The organism is Thiomicrorhabdus sp. ZW0627, from assembly GCF_029767005.1.
GTDB lineage: Bacteria > Pseudomonadota > Gammaproteobacteria > Thiomicrospirales > Thiomicrospiraceae > Thiomicrorhabdus.
In genome coordinates, this window is sequence record NZ_JARUQR010000002.1 from 122,249 (window position 1) to 139,540 (window position 17,292).

Annotated in this window: 14 protein-coding genes; 8 read left to right on the forward strand and 6 right to left on the reverse strand. The window is 46.6% G+C overall.

Annotated elements, in window-relative coordinates:
• Window positions 1–8: 8 nt before the first annotated feature.
• From QCB45_RS06835 to lpxC, 3 genes are all read left to right on the forward strand, one after another.
• On the forward strand, window positions 9–758 hold the full coding sequence (locus tag QCB45_RS06835; RefSeq protein WP_279420122.1) for an FtsQ-type POTRA domain-containing protein: 750 nt from the start codon (window positions 9–11) through the stop codon (window positions 756–758).
• 8 nt (window positions 759–766) lie between these two features.
• Window positions 767–2,014, forward strand: a complete 1,248-nt coding sequence (gene ftsA / locus QCB45_RS06840; RefSeq protein WP_279420123.1) for a cell division protein FtsA — start codon at window positions 767–769, stop codon at window positions 2,012–2,014.
• Between the two features lie 235 nt (window positions 2,015–2,249).
• Window positions 2,250–3,170: a UDP-3-O-acyl-N-acetylglucosamine deacetylase gene (gene lpxC, locus QCB45_RS06845; RefSeq protein WP_279420124.1), complete on the forward strand. Its 921-nt coding sequence runs from the start codon at window positions 2,250–2,252 to the stop codon at window positions 3,168–3,170.
• Window positions 3,171–3,226: 56 nt separating this feature from the next.
• Here the strand turns inward: lpxC and QCB45_RS06850 are convergent, their stop codons facing one another.
• On the reverse strand, window positions 3,227–3,658 hold the full coding sequence (locus tag QCB45_RS06850; protein ID WP_279420125.1) for a DUF721 domain-containing protein: 432 nt from the start codon (window positions 3,656–3,658) through the stop codon (window positions 3,227–3,229).
• 146 nt (window positions 3,659–3,804) lie between these two features.
• Between QCB45_RS06850 and secA the strand changes: the two genes are divergently transcribed.
• Both secA and argJ read left to right on the forward strand, forming a co-directional pair.
• Entirely contained in the window at window positions 3,805–6,540 is a 2,736-nt protein-coding gene (secA, locus tag QCB45_RS06855; RefSeq protein WP_279420126.1) for a preprotein translocase subunit SecA, read from the forward strand.
• Window positions 6,541–6,666: 126 nt separating this feature from the next.
• On the forward strand, window positions 6,667–7,875 hold the full coding sequence (gene argJ, locus QCB45_RS06860) for a bifunctional glutamate N-acetyltransferase/amino-acid acetyltransferase ArgJ (protein ID WP_279420127.1): 1,209 nt from the start codon (window positions 6,667–6,669) through the stop codon (window positions 7,873–7,875).
• A gap of 155 nt (window positions 7,876–8,030) precedes the next feature.
• Here argJ and hisC read toward each other — a convergent pair whose 3' ends face one another.
• Window positions 8,031–9,095: a histidinol-phosphate transaminase gene (gene hisC, locus QCB45_RS06865; protein WP_279420128.1), complete on the reverse strand. Its 1,065-nt coding sequence runs from the start codon at window positions 9,093–9,095 to the stop codon at window positions 8,031–8,033.
• A 125-nt stretch (window positions 9,096–9,220) separates the two neighbouring features.
• On the opposite strand from hisC, the gene QCB45_RS06870 reads away from it, so the two are divergent.
• Window positions 9,221–10,189: a Nudix family hydrolase gene (locus QCB45_RS06870; RefSeq protein WP_279420129.1), complete on the forward strand. Its 969-nt coding sequence runs from the start codon at window positions 9,221–9,223 to the stop codon at window positions 10,187–10,189.
• Here the strand turns inward: QCB45_RS06870 and coaE are convergent.
• The 3 genes from coaE to QCB45_RS06885 are packed head-to-tail and all read right to left on the reverse strand — an operon-like array spanning window position 10,182 to window position 13,968.
• Window positions 10,182–10,829: a dephospho-CoA kinase gene (gene coaE, locus QCB45_RS06875; protein ID WP_279420130.1), complete on the reverse strand. Its 648-nt coding sequence runs from the start codon at window positions 10,827–10,829 to the stop codon at window positions 10,182–10,184. The genes QCB45_RS06870 and coaE overlap by 8 nt on opposite strands.
• 14 nt (window positions 10,830–10,843) lie before the next feature.
• Window positions 10,844–13,081, reverse strand: a complete 2,238-nt coding sequence (locus tag QCB45_RS06880; protein WP_279420131.1) for a GGDEF domain-containing phosphodiesterase — start codon at window positions 13,079–13,081, stop codon at window positions 10,844–10,846.
• 8 nt (window positions 13,082–13,089) lie between these two features.
• Complete coding sequence (locus QCB45_RS06885) at window positions 13,090–13,968, reverse strand: alpha/beta hydrolase (protein ID WP_279420132.1); 879 nt, start codon at window positions 13,966–13,968, stop codon at window positions 13,090–13,092.
• A 235-nt stretch (window positions 13,969–14,203) separates the two neighbouring features.
• Between QCB45_RS06885 and QCB45_RS06890 the strand changes: the two genes are divergently transcribed.
• Window positions 14,204–16,024, forward strand: coding sequence for an N-acetylglutaminylglutamine amidotransferase (locus QCB45_RS06890; RefSeq protein WP_279420133.1), 1,821 nt, complete (start codon window positions 14,204–14,206; stop codon window positions 16,022–16,024).
• A 98-nt stretch (window positions 16,025–16,122) separates the two neighbouring features.
• Entirely contained in the window at window positions 16,123–16,482 is a 360-nt protein-coding gene (gene grxD, locus QCB45_RS06895; protein WP_279420134.1) for a Grx4 family monothiol glutaredoxin, read from the forward strand.
• Window positions 16,483–16,643: 161 nt separating this feature from the next.
• Here the strand turns inward: grxD and rnt are convergent, their stop codons facing one another.
• Window positions 16,644–17,258: a ribonuclease T gene (rnt, locus tag QCB45_RS06900; protein WP_279420135.1), complete on the reverse strand. Its 615-nt coding sequence runs from the start codon at window positions 17,256–17,258 to the stop codon at window positions 16,644–16,646.
• Window positions 17,259–17,292 lie beyond the last annotated feature (34 nt).

Below are 17,292 nucleotides of genomic sequence, written 5' to 3' on the forward strand. Positions count from 1 at the left end.
ATAACCGGATGGCTATGACAAGTCGTAAATCCATCATTCTCGGGTTTGTATTGTTGGCCGCCATTGGGGGGGCAGTTTGGTTTCTGTTTCATCAGGAGGTGAACAGCGATAGGCCGATTCAAGAATTTCATATCACATCAGAATTGAAACAACTCAGCCAGAAGGAAGTTGAGAAGGTATTGAAACCTTATCTCGGTGAATCGTTCTGGGGCGTTGAACTCGATAAGATTCAGGCGGATTTGATGCGTTTGGATTGGGTCAATCAAGCCGTCGTCAAGCGCAGTTGGCCAAACCAGTTGGAGATATCGATTGAGGAGCAGTCCCCTGTGGCCCGCTGGGGAGAGACAGGACTGTTGAACTACAAGGGAGAGGTGTTCTTTCCAAACCACATAGAGGATTTTGAACATTTTGTACGCCTGGATGGAAAGCTTGAAAATTCGAAACAATTACTTCTGACGCTGGCGGAACTTCAGAAAGAGTTTACAAAACTGGACTGGTCGATTTCGCGTCTACAGGAAACTGCAAACGGAGTGTGGGAGATTCATATATTGAATGGCCCGAAATTGATTCTGGACCATCAGGATGAACAGCATAAGTTGAAACGATTTGTAGAGGCGTACCCGCATTTGTTCGATAAGTTTAGAAAATCAGCACAAGTTTATGATTTACGCTATAGTAATGGTTTTGCGATTAAGGTAAAAGAAGCGTCTTCGTCTTCGTCAGCGGTCGATAAAAATAGTTTAATTGGGAAAAGGTAAAGTAGAACATGGCTCGTAAACAGCAAGCTTCAAACACAGTCGTGGGTTTGGATATTGGTACTTCAAAAATAGCTGCCATTATTGGCAAGATTAAGCCGGACGGTGAAATTGAAGTTGTTGGCATGGGAACTTACCCTTCTCGAGGGTTGAAAAAAGGTGTGGTAGTCAACATCGACGCTACGGTGGAATCCATTCAAAGAGCGATCGATGAAGCGGAACGCATGTCCGGCTACACGGCTGAGTCGGTGTACGTCGGCATTGCCGGCAGTCATATCAAGAGCTTTAATTCAAATGGAATGGTCGCAATCCGTAACCAGGATGTTCAACCGGACGATATTGAACGCGTCATGGATGCTGCCCAGACCATCGCGATTCCAGGTGATCAGCGTGTCTTGCATATTCTTTCCCAGGAATACATGATTGACAATCAGGGCGGTATCAGAGAGCCTGTCGGTATGTCCGGCGTTCGTCTTGAGGCGAAGGTGCATATGGTGACGGCCTCAGTCAGTGCGGCTCAAAATATCATTAAATGTGTCGAACGCTGTAATTTGGGCGTGGCGGATATTATTCTCGAACAGCTGGCTTCTAGTGAATCGGTGCTTTCCGAAGACGAGAAAGAGTTAGGTGTTTGTTTGGTGGATATCGGTGGTGGTACAACCGACATCGCTATTTTCCATAATGGAGCCATTCGTCATACAGCGGTTATCTCAGTAGCCGGAGACCAGGTCACTAACGATATCGCAGTCGCTTTAAGAACGCCTACCCAGGCGGCAGAAAACATTAAACGCAAATATGCATGCGCTTTGCCTCAGTTGATCGATCAGGATGAGGAGATTGAAGTTGCAAGTGTCGGTGACCGTCCGTCACGTTGTTTGTCACGTCGCACACTGGTTGAGGTGATTGAACCGCGCTATGAAGAGTTGTTCCAATTAATCCAGGCGGAACTTCGCCGTTCTGGTTTTGAAGACATGCTGGCGGCTGGTGTGGTATTGACCGGAGGTAGTTCTCTGGTGGAAGGTGCGGTCGAGTTGGCTGAAGAGGTCTTCCATATGCCGGTTCGTTTGGGGTACCCTCAAGGCGTCACTGGCCTGGCGGAAGAAGTTAACAGTCCGTCTTATGCGACGACTGTCGGTTTGTTGATGTATGCAAAAGAGCATGTTGGTGATGTGGCGTTTGAAGACTCTCCTTCAAAATCCGGAATTGGGACGGAAGATGTTTTTAATCGAATGAAGAATTGGTTTAAGAAAAGTTTCTGATTGATGTCTGAGAGTAATGCGTATTGGGTTCGATATCCGTCGGATTCCAAAGTTCTGTTCGCTGATTCCTAAAGTCATAAAGCGAATGAGATGGAAATTTTCACCGAGCTTTGAATGACAGTTGTGTTAAAATTTTCAAAATTTTAATAACGATCTTTTTCGGAAAATTCAGAAAAAGATCGTTAGCCTTAATCAATGCTGTCGTTGACAAAAAATAGTAAAAAACGAGCTGTAAGTGAATCAAAGAACCCTTGCCAACCCAATTAAAGCTAAAGGAATTGGGCTTCATACAGGTCATGAGTCGATTATGACGTTAAGACCTGCCCCGGTTGATACCGGTATCGTATTCCGCCGTGTAGATTTCGAGCCGGCAATTGAATTCAAGGTCAGTCCGGAAATCGTCGGAGAGACGATGTTGTGTACAACAGTTGTCAACGACCGTCCGCAAGGACGAATCAAAATCGCGACCATTGAGCATTTGATGTCTGCCTTGGCGGGTGTCGGGATCGATAATGTCTATATCGATATCAACTCGGACGAGGTGCCGATCATGGACGGCAGTTCTTCTCATTTCATCTTCTTACTGCAATCGGCAGGCATTAAACTTCAAGATGCGCCTAAAAAGTTCATTCGCATTCTAAAAACGATTCGAGTCGAGAATGATAAGGGTGGCTGGGCTGAATTTCATCCGTATAACGGTTTCCGACTGAAGTTTTCGATTGATTTTGACCATCCTGCGTTCAGTACCACCGCTGAAAAGATGACGTTGGAATTTTCATCAACTTCTTATTTCAAAGAGGTGAGTCGCGCCCGTACTTTCGGTTTTATGAAAGATATGGAAATGTTGCGTCAGAAGAACTTGGCTTTAGGGGCCAGTCTTGAGAATGCGATTGGTTTGGATGACCAAGGCGTTATGAACGTTGAAGGTTTGAGAAACAAGGATGAGTTCGTTCGTCACAAGATTCTGGATGCGGTCGGCGATTTATATATGGTTGGTTATCCGATTGTCGGCGAGTTCACCGCCCACAAATCGGGGCATGCCTTGAACAACCAGTTGTTGAGAGCCTTGAAGGCTGCACCGGAGGCTTATGAAATTGTCACTTATGAAAACGAAGCTTCCCCTATCCAGTACGGCAGTAGCAAAATTTTAGTCTGATCGATTTGGGCAGGCCTGCCCAAAATTGATTTCTTCTTGCATTTTTTTAAATATTCTTATTCCGACTCAGCGGCTCTTTGACTTAATTTTTCAAGTGCGGCTTTGAGTCCTTCTGATTTGACCTTTTCACCTATTTTGCGCATTTCTTCAGCATCCTCTGAGGATGGTGTGGTTGAGACTTTTCTGCGTGGTGTTGGAGCCACTGCGATCGGTATGACTTGTATTTTGGTTTTATTGAGTTGTAAGTGCGGAAAGTGGGATTGGTAGATTCCGAGTAGATTCGGCTCGTAAAAGCGAAGCTGGGTTGCCCAGATGTTATCGTCGATCTGTAGGATTAGAGTATTTTGTTCGAAACTGACACCTACTAAATGCGGTTTTAGCTCTTCAGGCAAGCAATCCTGACCAACCTCTAACAGGGCCTGGAAAAGCTGAGCTTCCTGGATTAAGTTTCCTAAGGTACCGCTTTGTTTATTTAATAAGGGTTTCATAATGTTATAACAAACAGATGTGTTAGAATATTTTGCATTTTACAGCATTCTAAATTACGGCTTGGTAATTTGATGGAAATTCGCTTTCTTTCAGTCCAGGCTTAAGAATACAACCAAGCTTAAAGTTAAATCGGAAACCAGACCACATGGCCCTAAATATCTTCAAAAAAATCTTCGGTAGCCGCAATGATCGTATCCTGAAACGCTATCAAAAGAACGTTAATGTAATCAACGCCTTGGAAGAGTCGTATTCTCAGATGAGTGACGAGCAGATTAAGCTCAAGACGGATGAATTCAAGGCGGCGCTGACAAACGGTAAGACATTGGATGATATTCTACCTGAAGCGTTCGCGGTTGTCCGTGAAGCCGGTAAGCGTGTGTTCGGCATGCGTCATTACGATGTGCAGTTGATTGGTGGTATGGCACTGCATGAAGGGAAGATTCCGGAAATGCGTACCGGTGAAGGTAAGACGCTAGTCGCGACATTGCCTGTCTATTTGCGGGCTTTGGTCGGAAAGGGTGTGCACGTCATTACGGTAAATGATTACTTGGCTAAGCGTGATGCCGAATGGATGGGACAGTTGTTTGAATTCCTTGGCCTCTCGACTGGTGTGATTTTGAGTGGTCAGTCACAGCAGGAAAAGCAGCTGGCTTATGCGATGGACATCACTTACGGAACCAACAATGAGTTCGGTTTCGATTACCTGCGTGACAACATGGCCATTTTCTCCGCTGAGAAGGTTATGCGTGACCAGTATTTCGCTGTGGTCGATGAGGTAGATTCGATTTTGATCGACGAGGCAAGAACGCCGTTAATCATTTCCGGACCGGCTGAAGACAAGTCAGAGATCTATCGTAAGATCAATCCTTTGATTTCAAGACTTGAGCAAGGTGAAGAGGATGTCGAAACCAAAACCTCAACGGGTGATTTTACGATCGATGAAAAATCTAAACAGGTTTATCTAACAGATCAGGGGCATGAAAAGGTCGAACAGATGTTGGCCGAGGTCGGTCTGATTGAAGAGGGAGAAAGTCTATATGACGCGACCAATATCAGTTTGATGATTCACGTCAATGCGGCTTTGAGAGCGAATTTGCTGTTTGAAAATGATCGTGACTATATTGTTCAGGACGGGCAGGTCGTGATTATCGATGAATTTACCGGTCGTAAGATGGAAGGGCGTCGCTGGGGTGACGGCCTGCACCAAGCGGTTGAAGCGAAAGAGAATGTTCAGATCCAGCAGGAAAGTCAAACATTCGCATCTATCACGTTTCAGAACTATTTCCGTCAGTATGAGACCTTGTCCGGTATGACGGGGACGGCGGATACGGAAGCGGGTGAATTTCTGTCGACTTACGGTTTGGAAGTTGTCGTCGTTCCGCCGAATAAAACTCCTTTGCGTCAGGATCTTTCGGATCTGGTTTTCTTGGATATGGAAGGTAAGTTTGCGGCGATTGTCGAAGACATCCGCGAGACTCAGAAAACCCAGCAGCCTATTTTGGTGGGAACGGCGTCGATTGAGATGTCTGAATTACTTTCACGTTTGTTGCAGAAGCAAGGCATTAAACATAGTGTTTTGAACGCGAAACAGCACGAAAAAGAAGCCTCGATCATTGCAATGGCGGGTATGCCTGGCGCTGTTACAATCGCCACTAACATGGCGGGCCGTGGTACGGATATTGTCTTGGGCGGTAATTTGGAACTTGAACTTCAGAATCTTGAAAATCCGACACCGGAGCAGATCGAGAAGGTCAAGGCCGATTGGCAGGAGCGCCATAATTTCGTTTTAAGCGTTGGTGGTTTGAAAGTAATCGGTTCCGAGCGACATGAATCGCGTCGTATCGATAACCAGCTACGTGGTCGTTCTGGTCGTCAGGGGGATGTCGGTGTGACTCGTTTCTACTTGTCCTTGGATGACGATTTGATGAGACGTTTCGCTTCCGATAAGGTCAAGTCGATGATGAAGCGTTTGGGTATGAAGTCTGACGAAGCGATCGAACACAAAATGGTGACCAAGTCGATTGAACGTGCCCAGAAGCAGGTCGAGCGAATGCATCAGGACGAACGTGCCAATTTGTTGAAGTTTGACGATATCTCAAACGAACAGCGAAAGGTGGTCTACGCACAGCGTAACGAGCTGATGGAGTCGGATGACGTCACAGAAACCATCGATTCGCTTCGTGAAGAGGTTATTAATGATATTACCGACATGTATATTCCGAGAGGTTCTTTGGAAGAGCAGTGGGATATAGCCGGTCTGGAAAAAGCGTTACACGAGGAAATGGGAGTGCAGTTGCCAATTCAGTCTTGGCTGGATGAAGATAAAGAGCTGTATGAAGAGAAGTTGCGTGAAAAACTGGTCGAGGAAATTAAAGCGATCTATGTTAAGAAGATGGAGATGCTTGATCCTCAGACTCTTCACCACTTCGAGAAAGAGGTGTTGCTGCGTACCATCGACAAGCAGTGGCGTGAGCACTTGGCGGAAATGGATTACTTACGTCGCGGAATCCACTTGCGCGGATACGCTCAAAAAGATCCGTTTCAGGAATACCGTAGAGAGTCGGGCGAGCTGTTCCGTCGCTTCTTGAATGAAGTGATGCTGGAAACCATTAAAGTGCTTTCTCTGGTTCAGATTGAAGGCTCTCAAGATGTTGCGGAATTTGAAGAGCAGCAGGTTGCTGAACGTCCAACTCAGCTTGAAGCAACGCATCCGGCAGCGGCAGGTATTGCGGATGCCGTTTCCAAGAGTGATGCGGAATCTGAGGACGAAGCCGGTGGGGATCAAACGTTTCGCCGTGAAATGCCTAAAGTGGGTCGTAACGATCCTTGTCCTTGTGGTTCGGGCAAAAAATACAAGCAGTGTTGTGGTAAGTTAGTGTAATCTAGACCGCAATTCGGTTTTATTTTAAAGCCCACCCTTGGTGGGCTTTTTTAGTTTTACGCTATGCAACATTCGCGATATGATTCGCTTATAAACAGAGTTATGGAATTTGACGAGGAATAACTGATGCCAAAACAACTCGAAATTCATCCGGTAGCGGGATTTTATTTAGGCGCTACGCAAGCCAAAATCAAGAAGAACGGTAAAACCGACCTTGTGGTGATCGAATTAGCGCCGGAAGCTGTGACTGCGGCAACCTTTACCTTGAATGCTTTCTGTGCGGCTCCTGTGACCGTAGCTAAACAGCATTTGCAGAAAGTCATGCCTAGAGCATTGCTGATTAATAGTGGGAATGCGAATGCCGGTACCGGTGAACAAGGTTTGAAGGACGCTTTGGAAAGTTGCCAATGGGTCGCGGATGAGCTGGGATGCAGCCGTGAACAGGTGCTGCCGTTTTCGACCGGAGTTATCGGTCAAAACCTGCCGATGGAAAAAATCCATCTGGGCATTGCACAGGCCTGTGCGAATTTGGCGATTACGGGTTGGGAAGAGGCGTGTGCCGGTATCATGACCACTGACACTGTGCCGAAAATGATCAGCAAGCAAATTCAGGTCGGTGAGAGTACCGTCACACTCACCGGAATGTCGAAAGGTTCCGGGATGATCCATCCTAATATGGCGACAATGTTGGGCTTTGTTGCTACGGATGCTAAGATTTCTAAGGAATGCCTACAGGCTTGTTTGTCCGATGCGGTGAAAAAATCCTTTAACCGTATTACCGTCGACGGCGATACTTCAACCAACGATGCCTGTACCCTGACGGCAACACAACAAGCGGATATGCCGGTTATCGATTCGATGGAATCGAACGAATACGATCAGTTCTCGCGTGCTGTGAAAGAGGTCATGGTTGAATTGGCGCAGATGATTGTGCGAGACGGTGAGGGTGCGACCAAATTCGTTAGTGTTGAGGTCGAAGGTGGTATGGACGAGAAGGAATGTTTGCAGGTTGCGCATGCCGTTGCATTATCTCCGCTAGTCAAAACCGCTCTATTCGCTTCGGATCCGAACTGGGGCCGTATCTTAGCCGCGGTCGGGCGTGCTGGCGTTCAGTCTTTGGATATTGATGCCATTGAGATCTATCTTGGTGACGTTTGCATTGTTGAAAAGGGTGGGAGAGCGCAAACCTATACCGAAGAAGCCGGGCAGGCGGTTATGGATCAGGAAGACATTACGATCTTGATCAAGTTGCACCGTGGCGATGCGGCGGAAACTGTATGGACGACTGACTTCTCATACGATTACGTCAAAATCAATGCCGAGTACCGTACCTGATACCGTACTTAATAAATTGTAACCGGGATATCTAAACAAGCTTTTACTATGCTGAAGGTTCCGGGGCGATAAAAAAGGCCTTAACCGCTTTTGCAGTTAGGGCCTTTTTCATACCTGCCGTTAATTTTCAGGGCGAGTTTTGAATGCAGTGGATTTTATTTGCCTTCAACAATCTCGCTTAATACTTCACACAGACGTTTGTTTTCTTCATCCGTTCCGATAGTGATGCGTAAGAATTGGTCGATTCTCGGTTGTTTGAAGAAACGGACGATGATGGCTTGGTCACGCAGTTTTTGAGCAATATCTTCGGCGTCCAGCTCAGGGTGGCTGGCAAAGATGAAATTTGCTGCCGACGGCAGAACTTTGAAGCCAAGATTTTGCATGGTCGTCGTCAACGCATCGCGGGTATTGATGATTTTCTTACGAGCTTGCTGGAAATATTCTTCGTCTTCAAACGCAGCGGCAGCAGCCGGAATCGCCAAACGATCCAATGGGTAGGAGTTGAAGCTGTTCTTGACTCGTTCCAATGCCTCGATCAGGTGCGCCTGTCCCAATGCGAAACCGACACGGATACCTGCCAGTGAGCGTGACTTGGATAGGGTCTGGATGACGAGCAGATTAGGGTATTGGTCAATCAATGTCGCCGCACTGTCACCGCCGAAGTCGATGTAGGCTTCGTCCACAACCACAACTACATCCGGTTGGGTTTTCAGTAGTTTTTCGACAGCCTCTAATGCAAGCAAACTTCCGGTTGGGGCATTCGGGTTCGGGAAGATGATTCCGCCACATGCTTGCTGATAGTCGTCCACGTTGATTTCAAATTCATCCGTCAATGGCACCTTTTCAAAGTCGACTTCATATAGGCCGCAATAGACCGGATAGAAACTGTAAGTGATGTCCGGGAACAGTAACGGCTTTGACTGTTTCAACAGCGCTTGGAAAGTGTGTGCCAGCACTTCATCCGAACCGTTGCCGACAAAGATCTGGTTCGGGTTAAGATGATGATATTTAGCGATGGTTTGCTTCAGAAGATCTGAATTCGGATCCGGGTAGAGTCTCAGTGCCTCGTTGGTGGCCGAACGAATTGCTTCCAATACCTTAGGGGAAGGCGGGTAAGGATTTTCATTCGTGTTCAGTTTGATGAGGTTGTTGACCTTCGGCTGTTCTCCAGGCACATACGGCGTTAACGTGTGAACAATCGGACTCCAGAATTGACTCATAAGGATTTCATCCATCTTGATTAAAGCAATAAGCGCTTATTTTACCTTAAGCCTATTTTCAGAAACGCTAAAATAATGCAAAAAGAAACCGAACAGGCCTGTTCAGATTGTAAAAAGGATTTTAAATGGCACAAAACGCACAAAAGACACCTTGGATTGAGGTTGCAATCGGGATTTTACAGCGTGACGGGGAGGTCTGTCTGAGTCTGAGACAAAAACATCAGCATTTGGCGGACTTGTGGGAATTTCCGGGTGGGAAAATCGAACCTAACGAGTTGCCGGAGCAAGCTCTGGTCAGAGAATTCCATGAAGAGGTGGGCGTTAAGACTGAAAATTGGAAAAAGTTGATGACCGTGCCGTGGCATTATGAAAAGGTTTCGGTACGGTTGCATGTATTTACGACTCAAAGTTTTAATGGTGAACCACATGGTAAGGAAGGGCAGTCGGTTGAGTGGTGTCCGATGAGCCAGCTGCGGGAACGATCGTTTCCTGAAGCGAACCGAGGGATTCTGGCGGCCTTGTCTTTACCGGATCTGTATCTCACTATTGGAAGCTTCGAGAGCGATGAAGATTGTCTAAAGCGTTTTGAAAAAGCGCTGGAAAGTGGTGTGAAGCTGGCTCAGTTCAAATCAAAAGGATTGTCTGAAGCGGAATTTGTGGCGCTTGGGGAAAAGTTGATTACGTTGGCACATAACCACGGCGCTAAATTGTTGCTCAATGCACAACCGGAAGTGTTGTCATTGTTGCCGGATGCCGACGGAATTCAACTCTCTTCCAAGCAAGCAAATGCATACAAAGAGCGGCCGATTTCGTCTGACAAGCTGTTGTCTGTATCGACCCATAATCTGGAAGGCATGCTGGCTGCGATGGAGATGGGAGCTGATATTCTGCAATTGTCGCCGATCAAATACACTTCGGCACACCCGGACATCGAACCAATCGGCTGGCAGGGCATGAAAACCTTCATTGATGAAGTGGCTATTCCGGTTTATGCTTTGGGCGGAATGAAGGTGTCAGATGCTCAGGAAGCCAGGCTTCATGGTGCACAAGGTGTGGTTGTGACGAAAGGTCTTTGGCCGGATCGCCTCAGTTAGTTTGAAACCCGCCAAGTAATTGATCAATTTGCCGTTCAAGGTCTTTCCGTGTACCGTCGTTATGGATAGTCCGGTCAGCCCATTTCAAACGGTGTTGCCGTGATGATTGCTGTTTCATGATCGCTTGGATTTGTTCAGGGCTTTGGCCGTCTCTGGAGGCGGCTCTTTGTTGTTGAGTCGCTTCTGAACAGTCGACCACCCAGATTTCATCCAAATAATCGGGTTGGTCGCCATCTTTCAGTTTTTCCGTCAATAGTGGGATGGCCACGACGATAATCGAAGGATCGCCTGAAGAATTTGCTATTGATTGATACTGTCGGATCTGTCTGAGCATTTCCTGGTGGATCAAGGGGTGAAGGATGGATTCGAGCAGGCGTTTCTTTTCGGGCTGTTCGAAAATCAAATTGCGCAGTTTCTTGCGGTTCAGTTCCCCGTTATCAAGCAGATAATCCTTTCCAAAGTTATCGATGACTGTTTGAAGGCCCTGAGTTCCCGGCGCCACGACATCGCGCGCGATCAGATCGGTGTCGATAATTGGCACACCGCGCTCGGCAAGCAGACGACAAACTAGGCTTTTGCCTGAGCCGATGCCGCCCGTTAAACCGATTACATGGCGCTTATTGGAATTCATTTCAGTCATTTATGAGTCGCGAATTAAACACAGGATTTAGAGAACTCGGGCTTGGGTTTGCCGAATAAATAGCCTTGTACGTGAGTAGCGCCGGCGTCCTTAGCTTCTTCAAACATTTCATTGTCTTCGATTCCTTCCATGACCAAGTCGAATCCGGCTTGTCTGATCATTTCCGCCGTCGCCAAAATGATTTTTCGGGTTTTATTGTCCGATTTTAAGGCTTTAAGCATCGACATATCGAATTTAATGATGTCTACCGGCATGTGAGCAAGGTAACGGATCGATGAATAGCCACTTCCGAAATCGTCTAAAGCGATGAGGAAACCTTGATAACGTAATTGATTTAAGACGGTTTGCGCGTAATCCATATGATCAATCAAAAAGTTTTCGGTCACTTCGATGACGATTTTATAGTCCGGAAGCCATTCTCTGAAGGGTTTGAATAGTTCGATCAAATCCGGTTGTAGCAGTGTTTTTCCAGAAATATTGATGGAGACGCCAGTTCCTTTCGGGATTTTGTTTTGATCCAGTAGTTCGAGTGTTTTCTGGATGACCTGACGATCAAGTTCCACTTCTAAGCGTCTCCGCTCGACGACCGCAAAGATCTTGTCTGGATAGACCAGTTCTTCTCCATTCTGGACACGCACCAGTGCTTCGTAATAGCAATTGGATTTGTCGGTTGCCAGAATCGGTTGGAAGTGCATTTGCATGTGTTTTCCGGTGTGGATACTGTTGACGACTTTGTTCAGGATCTGGTTTGAAACCAGTGCGCTGGAGACGCTTTCGAGCGTTTGGTTGTATACCTGTATTTTGCTATGGTGCGACTGTTTGGCTTTGTACATGGCGATATCGGCCTGTCTTGGTAGTGCGCCTAGATTGTCGTCATGCGAAGATGCGATGCTGCTGATACCAACGCTGAACGGCAGTTTTTCACGGATACCAAGCGTTTGATAAGGGTATTGGCTTAGTGCGTCAAGGCACTGCTGGGCGATCTGTTCAATTTCTTCCTGTGTCCGGTGTTGGAGTATCACTGCAAATTCGTCGCCTCCTATACGGTAAGCCGGATTTTCCATCGGCAAAGTTTGCTGTATGACCTTGGCGGCGGCTTGAATTACTTTATCTCCTACTTCATGACCGTAGGTATCGTTCAGGGCTTTGAAGAAATCGCAATCGAACAGCATGAAGGCTGTGGGAATCGGTTCGTTCTGGAAGTTGACCATTACCTCGTTCCAGGTTTCATCAAACGCACGGCGATTGTAGATATTGGTCAGCGCATCCCTGCGGGCCTGTTCCCAGACAATCAGATTCTGTTCATCGAGTTCAAGCTGGGTTTTCTGCAGGTTGTGATGGTACTGGTAAATCGCGTTTTTTAATTCTTCAAACTCTTTAATCCAAAAAGTTCTTTTAGGTGGTTTCTGTTTTTTGTAGGGTGTTGCGCGCAAACGCTGCAGATATTCGGAAAGCAGGGTCAAAGGGGTATGAATGAACTCTTTGAAAAGAAGCGGCAGAGTCAGGGCAAGTAAAATGAGAGTAACGATAAGTTCGGCAATAAAACGCTCAATCAGCTCCCATAAGTAACTGTTAATTGGGTTCGAGATGGGTTTGAACTCTATGTGGTCAATCAGTTCCTGAGGTGAAAGGACGCCGTCACCGGGAAACCTCAAAGACGTTTTGTCCAGATAGTAGAATTGGTTGTGGGTCAGGATCGCGGGGTAGATATCGAGTGATACGCCGACGTAACCCAACACATCATGGCTACTTCTGTCGAAAATTGGGGCGAAGACATTCATGTGCGCCTCCTGGTTCGATTTGAGAATCACTTTAGGTTCCGTAGTCGTGACAGTGTTTGGCAGGTTTCGGTGTGGCAGTCCGGTTTTTGGTTTTTTGGATGGCGGCATCAATAGTTTGCCTTGTTTGGTATACAGCTCTAACTGGTCGTAGTAGGGCTGATAAAAGTGGCTTTCTTTGAGCCGGTCGTCATGCCAGAAAAAGTAGTAGCTCGGATCATGGTATTGCTGATGGACTTCGTCCCATTTTGCGAGTTTTTGAAGTTGGTTTTGGGTGCTTAGAAGGACATTGTTTACGGCGATCGTCAATTCCTTTTTGGCTTCTTCGCGAGTCTGTTCGTTTACGGTTTGTTGAAGACGGTTCCCTTCCGAGTAAAAAGACCAAATCAGCGCGGCGAGTAGGATTAGTCCAATGCTGATGAAAAACGCGAAATAGAATTGGATGGGACGTATGAATTTGGAATGGTTACTCACTCAGTGGCCTATGGTTGATTGAAATGGTTGTTTGTAATTTGAACCAGTTGGTCTTGCAGATCAAATTCATATTCACTGGAAAAGAAATGATTTGCTCCCTCGATGATGACTAAATTGGTTCCGGTTTGTTTGAGTTCGTCTAGCCAATTGTTGCCAACACTCTTATAGCGTTTGTCTTCACTGCCCATTATTGTATAGTTTGGAACCTCTAGATTTCTGAGTTGCTCCAGGATGTACTGACGGTCTAGCTTCTGGTAGGACAAGAAGCTTTCAGGGGTGGCGTAGTAGTTATTATGGCAGAACAGAAAAGAGTATTTGTGCGGTTGGTTGTTCTTGGCTTCCAACGCTTTTTTCGAATAATCGAGTTCCGCCGGGTTTGTTCCAAGTTCTTCACCATTTAAATAGAACAGGCTGGTAAATATAGCAAGCTTGATAAATGGGTCTTTTCGGCTAGCCAAAAGGGCAAGTAATTCCTGACTACCACTGGAGTGGCCGACTAAAATAATTTGTTTATGTCCCTTTTTTTCAAGCCAGTCAATCCATTCCGAAATTTCAAGCTGGTCTTGCTCCAAAGTGTGGGTATGAATGGCATTGCATTTAACCGATTGTCTTCGCTTATTGATGTTAAGAGTCAATGTAGGGGCTAGGGTTGTGTAGCCGGCATCGTGAAATGCTTGAACGGTTGCTTTGATGGTATGGAATTGGTTTGTCGTTAAAAAACCATGCATGATGAGTACAGCCGGTTTGTCGGGATTGCCTGTCTGATATTCGGCTTCGGCAGTCAGGTCGAGTGTTTTAAAGTGATGCGTAACGACACCGGCATAAGCTAAGGAGTAACTTAGTAACAGCCCTATGCTAAAACATATCGCTGTAAATCGTTTGTACATGAAGAATCTCCGAAGCGTAAACATTGGTTGAAATGAATGTAGATTATCAAAAGATTGTTTTACGGTAAACAACGAGTAGTTATTACTAATATTCTAATTTTGGCAGGATGTTCAAATGCTAGGCTGAGTGGCTTTATTGGGCTTGTTAAGTTTATTGGGAATCGGTTTTGAATCATTACTTAGAGCGTTTGAATTGATACAATAGTTGGATATTCATACACAACTGGCAAAAAATATGTGCGGAATTTGCGGCGAAATCTACTGGGATGGACAATTGGCGAGCGAAACTCGTCTGAAACCGATGTTGGCGGCTTTGGAAAAGCGCGGCCCTGACGATGGTGGTAGCTGGGTTCAGGATCATGTTGGCTTGGGGCATCGTCGACTTTCTATCATAGACTTGACCGATGGCGGACATCAACCGATGCGTGATCAGGCGTTGAGCCTGGTATTCAACGGTTGCATCTATAATTATCAGCAGTTGAAAGCGGAACTCGAAGAGTTTGGTCATGAGTTTACGTCGCATTCCGATACCGAAGTGATTCTTAAGGCTTACCGACAGTGGGGAATGGAGTGCGTCAACCGTTTTGAAGGAATGTTCGCCTTTGCGATCTGGGATGACGATACCCATCAATTATTGCTGGCTCGTGATCGTATGGGAATCAAACCGCTTTACTATTCTCCGGTTGAAGGCGGTGTGCGTTTCGCTTCCAATCCGCAAGCCTTGTTGACGGCTGACGACGTCGATACTTCCATTGACCCTATTGGGTTGCATCACCAGTTGACATTGCATGCCGTGATTCCCGCTCCTCATACGATTTTGAAGGGGGTTCGCAAATTGGAACCCGGGCATTGGATGATTGTGAACCCTGATGGTCAGATTTATAAGAAACGCTATTGGTTTTTGGAGGCGAAGCGACCAGACCCATCGGAAAAGTCGACCCCACAAACTCAACAGGCCTGGATCGATGCGATCCATGAGTCGTTGAAAGAGGCTGTGCATAAGCGTTTGACGGCTTCGGATGTGCCTGTAGGTGTTCTGCTTTCGGGTGGTTTGGATTCGAGTCTGATTGTTGGGTTGCTGCATGAAGCAGGGGTGGAGAATATCAAGACCTTTTCGATCGGGTTTGAAGATGCACCGGAGGAGAAGGGCAGTGAATTCGAATATTCCGATAAGGTGGTTGAACGTTTCAATACTGACCATAAGCAGTATTTGATCTCCAACAGCGATGTCTTGCCTAGGTTACACGAAGCGGTTGATGCGATGGCCGAGCCGATGGTCGGCCAGGACGCGATTGCTTTCTATTTGCTATCCGAGCAGGTGGCTCAGGATGTCAAGGTGGTCATGTCTGGTCAGGGAGCAGACGAAGTTTTTGGAGGTTATTTCTGGTACGCGAAAATGGCGCAGGCAGCTGAAGGAATCGATCTCAAAGACCATCACGCTGTTTTGGACGCTTTCAGACCTTACTATTTCGATCGCTCGCACCAAGAGTGGTTGGAGGTGATTAATCCAGAATATCATGTGGAAGATGTCACTTCCGATTATATTGGGCACCGTCTGACGGAACCGGGAGCGGATACTTTTCTGGATCAGGTATTACGATTGGATGTGACGACTCTAGTGGTCGATGATCCGGTCAAGCGTGTCGATAATATGACTATGGCTTGGGGGCTGGAGGCGCGGGTGCCGTTTCTAGACCATAAGCTGGTGGAGTTGACGATGTCGGCGCCATCGGAATTGAAATTGATTGACGATGGTAAGTTTATTCTGAAGCAGATTGCCAGAGGTTTGTTGCCCGATGAAGTTATTGACCGCCCTAAGGTTGCGTTTCCTATGCCGGCATTGAAGTACGTGCGCGGCGAATTCTTCGAGTTTATGAAAAAAATACTGACTTCCCCCCAAGCCAAAGCACGCGGCATTTTCAATGAGCTGGCTTTGCAGCGCCTGCTGGATAATCCGGAAGCGCCTGAGAGTTTCACTGCGATTCAGGGCAGCAAATTATGGCACGCGGCTTTATTGGAATTCTGGTTGCAGAAGCACGTCGATAAGACCCTTTAGGTGTATTGGAATTTCCATTTTATTCATCGGTGTATTTTTGGGCTATAACCTAGTAAAATACTCCGACATTAAATTTTAAGTTTGTATAAGGAATCAGTATGTCTACACAAGACTCACTTGAAAAAGAGACATTGCAACGAATTCACGATCAGGTTACCAATAACCCGGTTGTTCTGTATATGAAGGGCACGCCACAGATGCCTTCTTGCGGTTTTTCAAGCCGTGCAGCTCAAGCATTGGTTGAGACCGGCGAAAAATTTGCGTTTGTAAACATTTTAGCGGATGCCGCTATTTTCGAACACCTTCCTAAATATCAGGATTGGCCGACCTTTCCTCAACTCTACATTAATGGTGAGTTACAGGGCGGTTGTGATATCACGCTTGAGTTGGCCGAATCCGGTGAACTTAAGAAGATGATGGCGGAAGCCAATAGTAAAGCAGAGGAACAGCAAGGTTGAAATAATGACTTCTGAAACCTGCTAAGTTTTTTGGAAACGGACTAAGTTGTTTTTAAAAGCCCCTGCTGGATGAAGATTCGGCGGGGGCTTTTTTTATGGTGATCAAAAATCCAGCAGGCCTGTTGGGATCCTGAATTCGTCTCTTTTGTCCTGATTTAGCGTTACTCAGATTTGTACAGGGGCCATTGGTTGACAATCTGGCAAAATAGGTCCGCCGTTTGTTCCGTATCGTATGCTGCGGAATGTGCTTTACCATTGTCCCAGTCCATTCCGGCATACTCCGCCGCTTTGGCGAGCACAGTCTGTCCGTAGGCGAGTCCGGCAAGAGAAACAGTATCGAAGGTACTGAACTCGTGGAATGGGGATTTTACGTTGGTGCGCTCGGCCGCTTTCTTGACAAAGCCTAAATCGAAGAAGGCGTTGTGCCCGACTAGGATTGCACGGCTGCATCCCGTCTCTTTTACCTGTTGGTTGATTGGGTTGAAGAGCGCGCGCAGGGCCTCTTTTTCGGATATGGCACCTCGGAATGGGTGAAAAGGGTCTTCTACACCTATGAATTTAAGTGCACTCTTGTCTAGGTTTGCACCTTCGAAAGGGAGGATGTTTTTGGAATAGGTTGCATCGCGTTGCAACATCCCGTCCGAATCCATTCTTAAAGTGACAACCGCCATTTCAATCAGGGCATCACTGTCGGCGTTGAAGCCGGCAGTTTCAACATCGACAACTACCGGTAGGAATCCACGGAAGCGGTCTTTTATCTGGGTAACTCGTGACATGTTTTTCTTTAGCCAACTGTTGTCGGCGATTAAG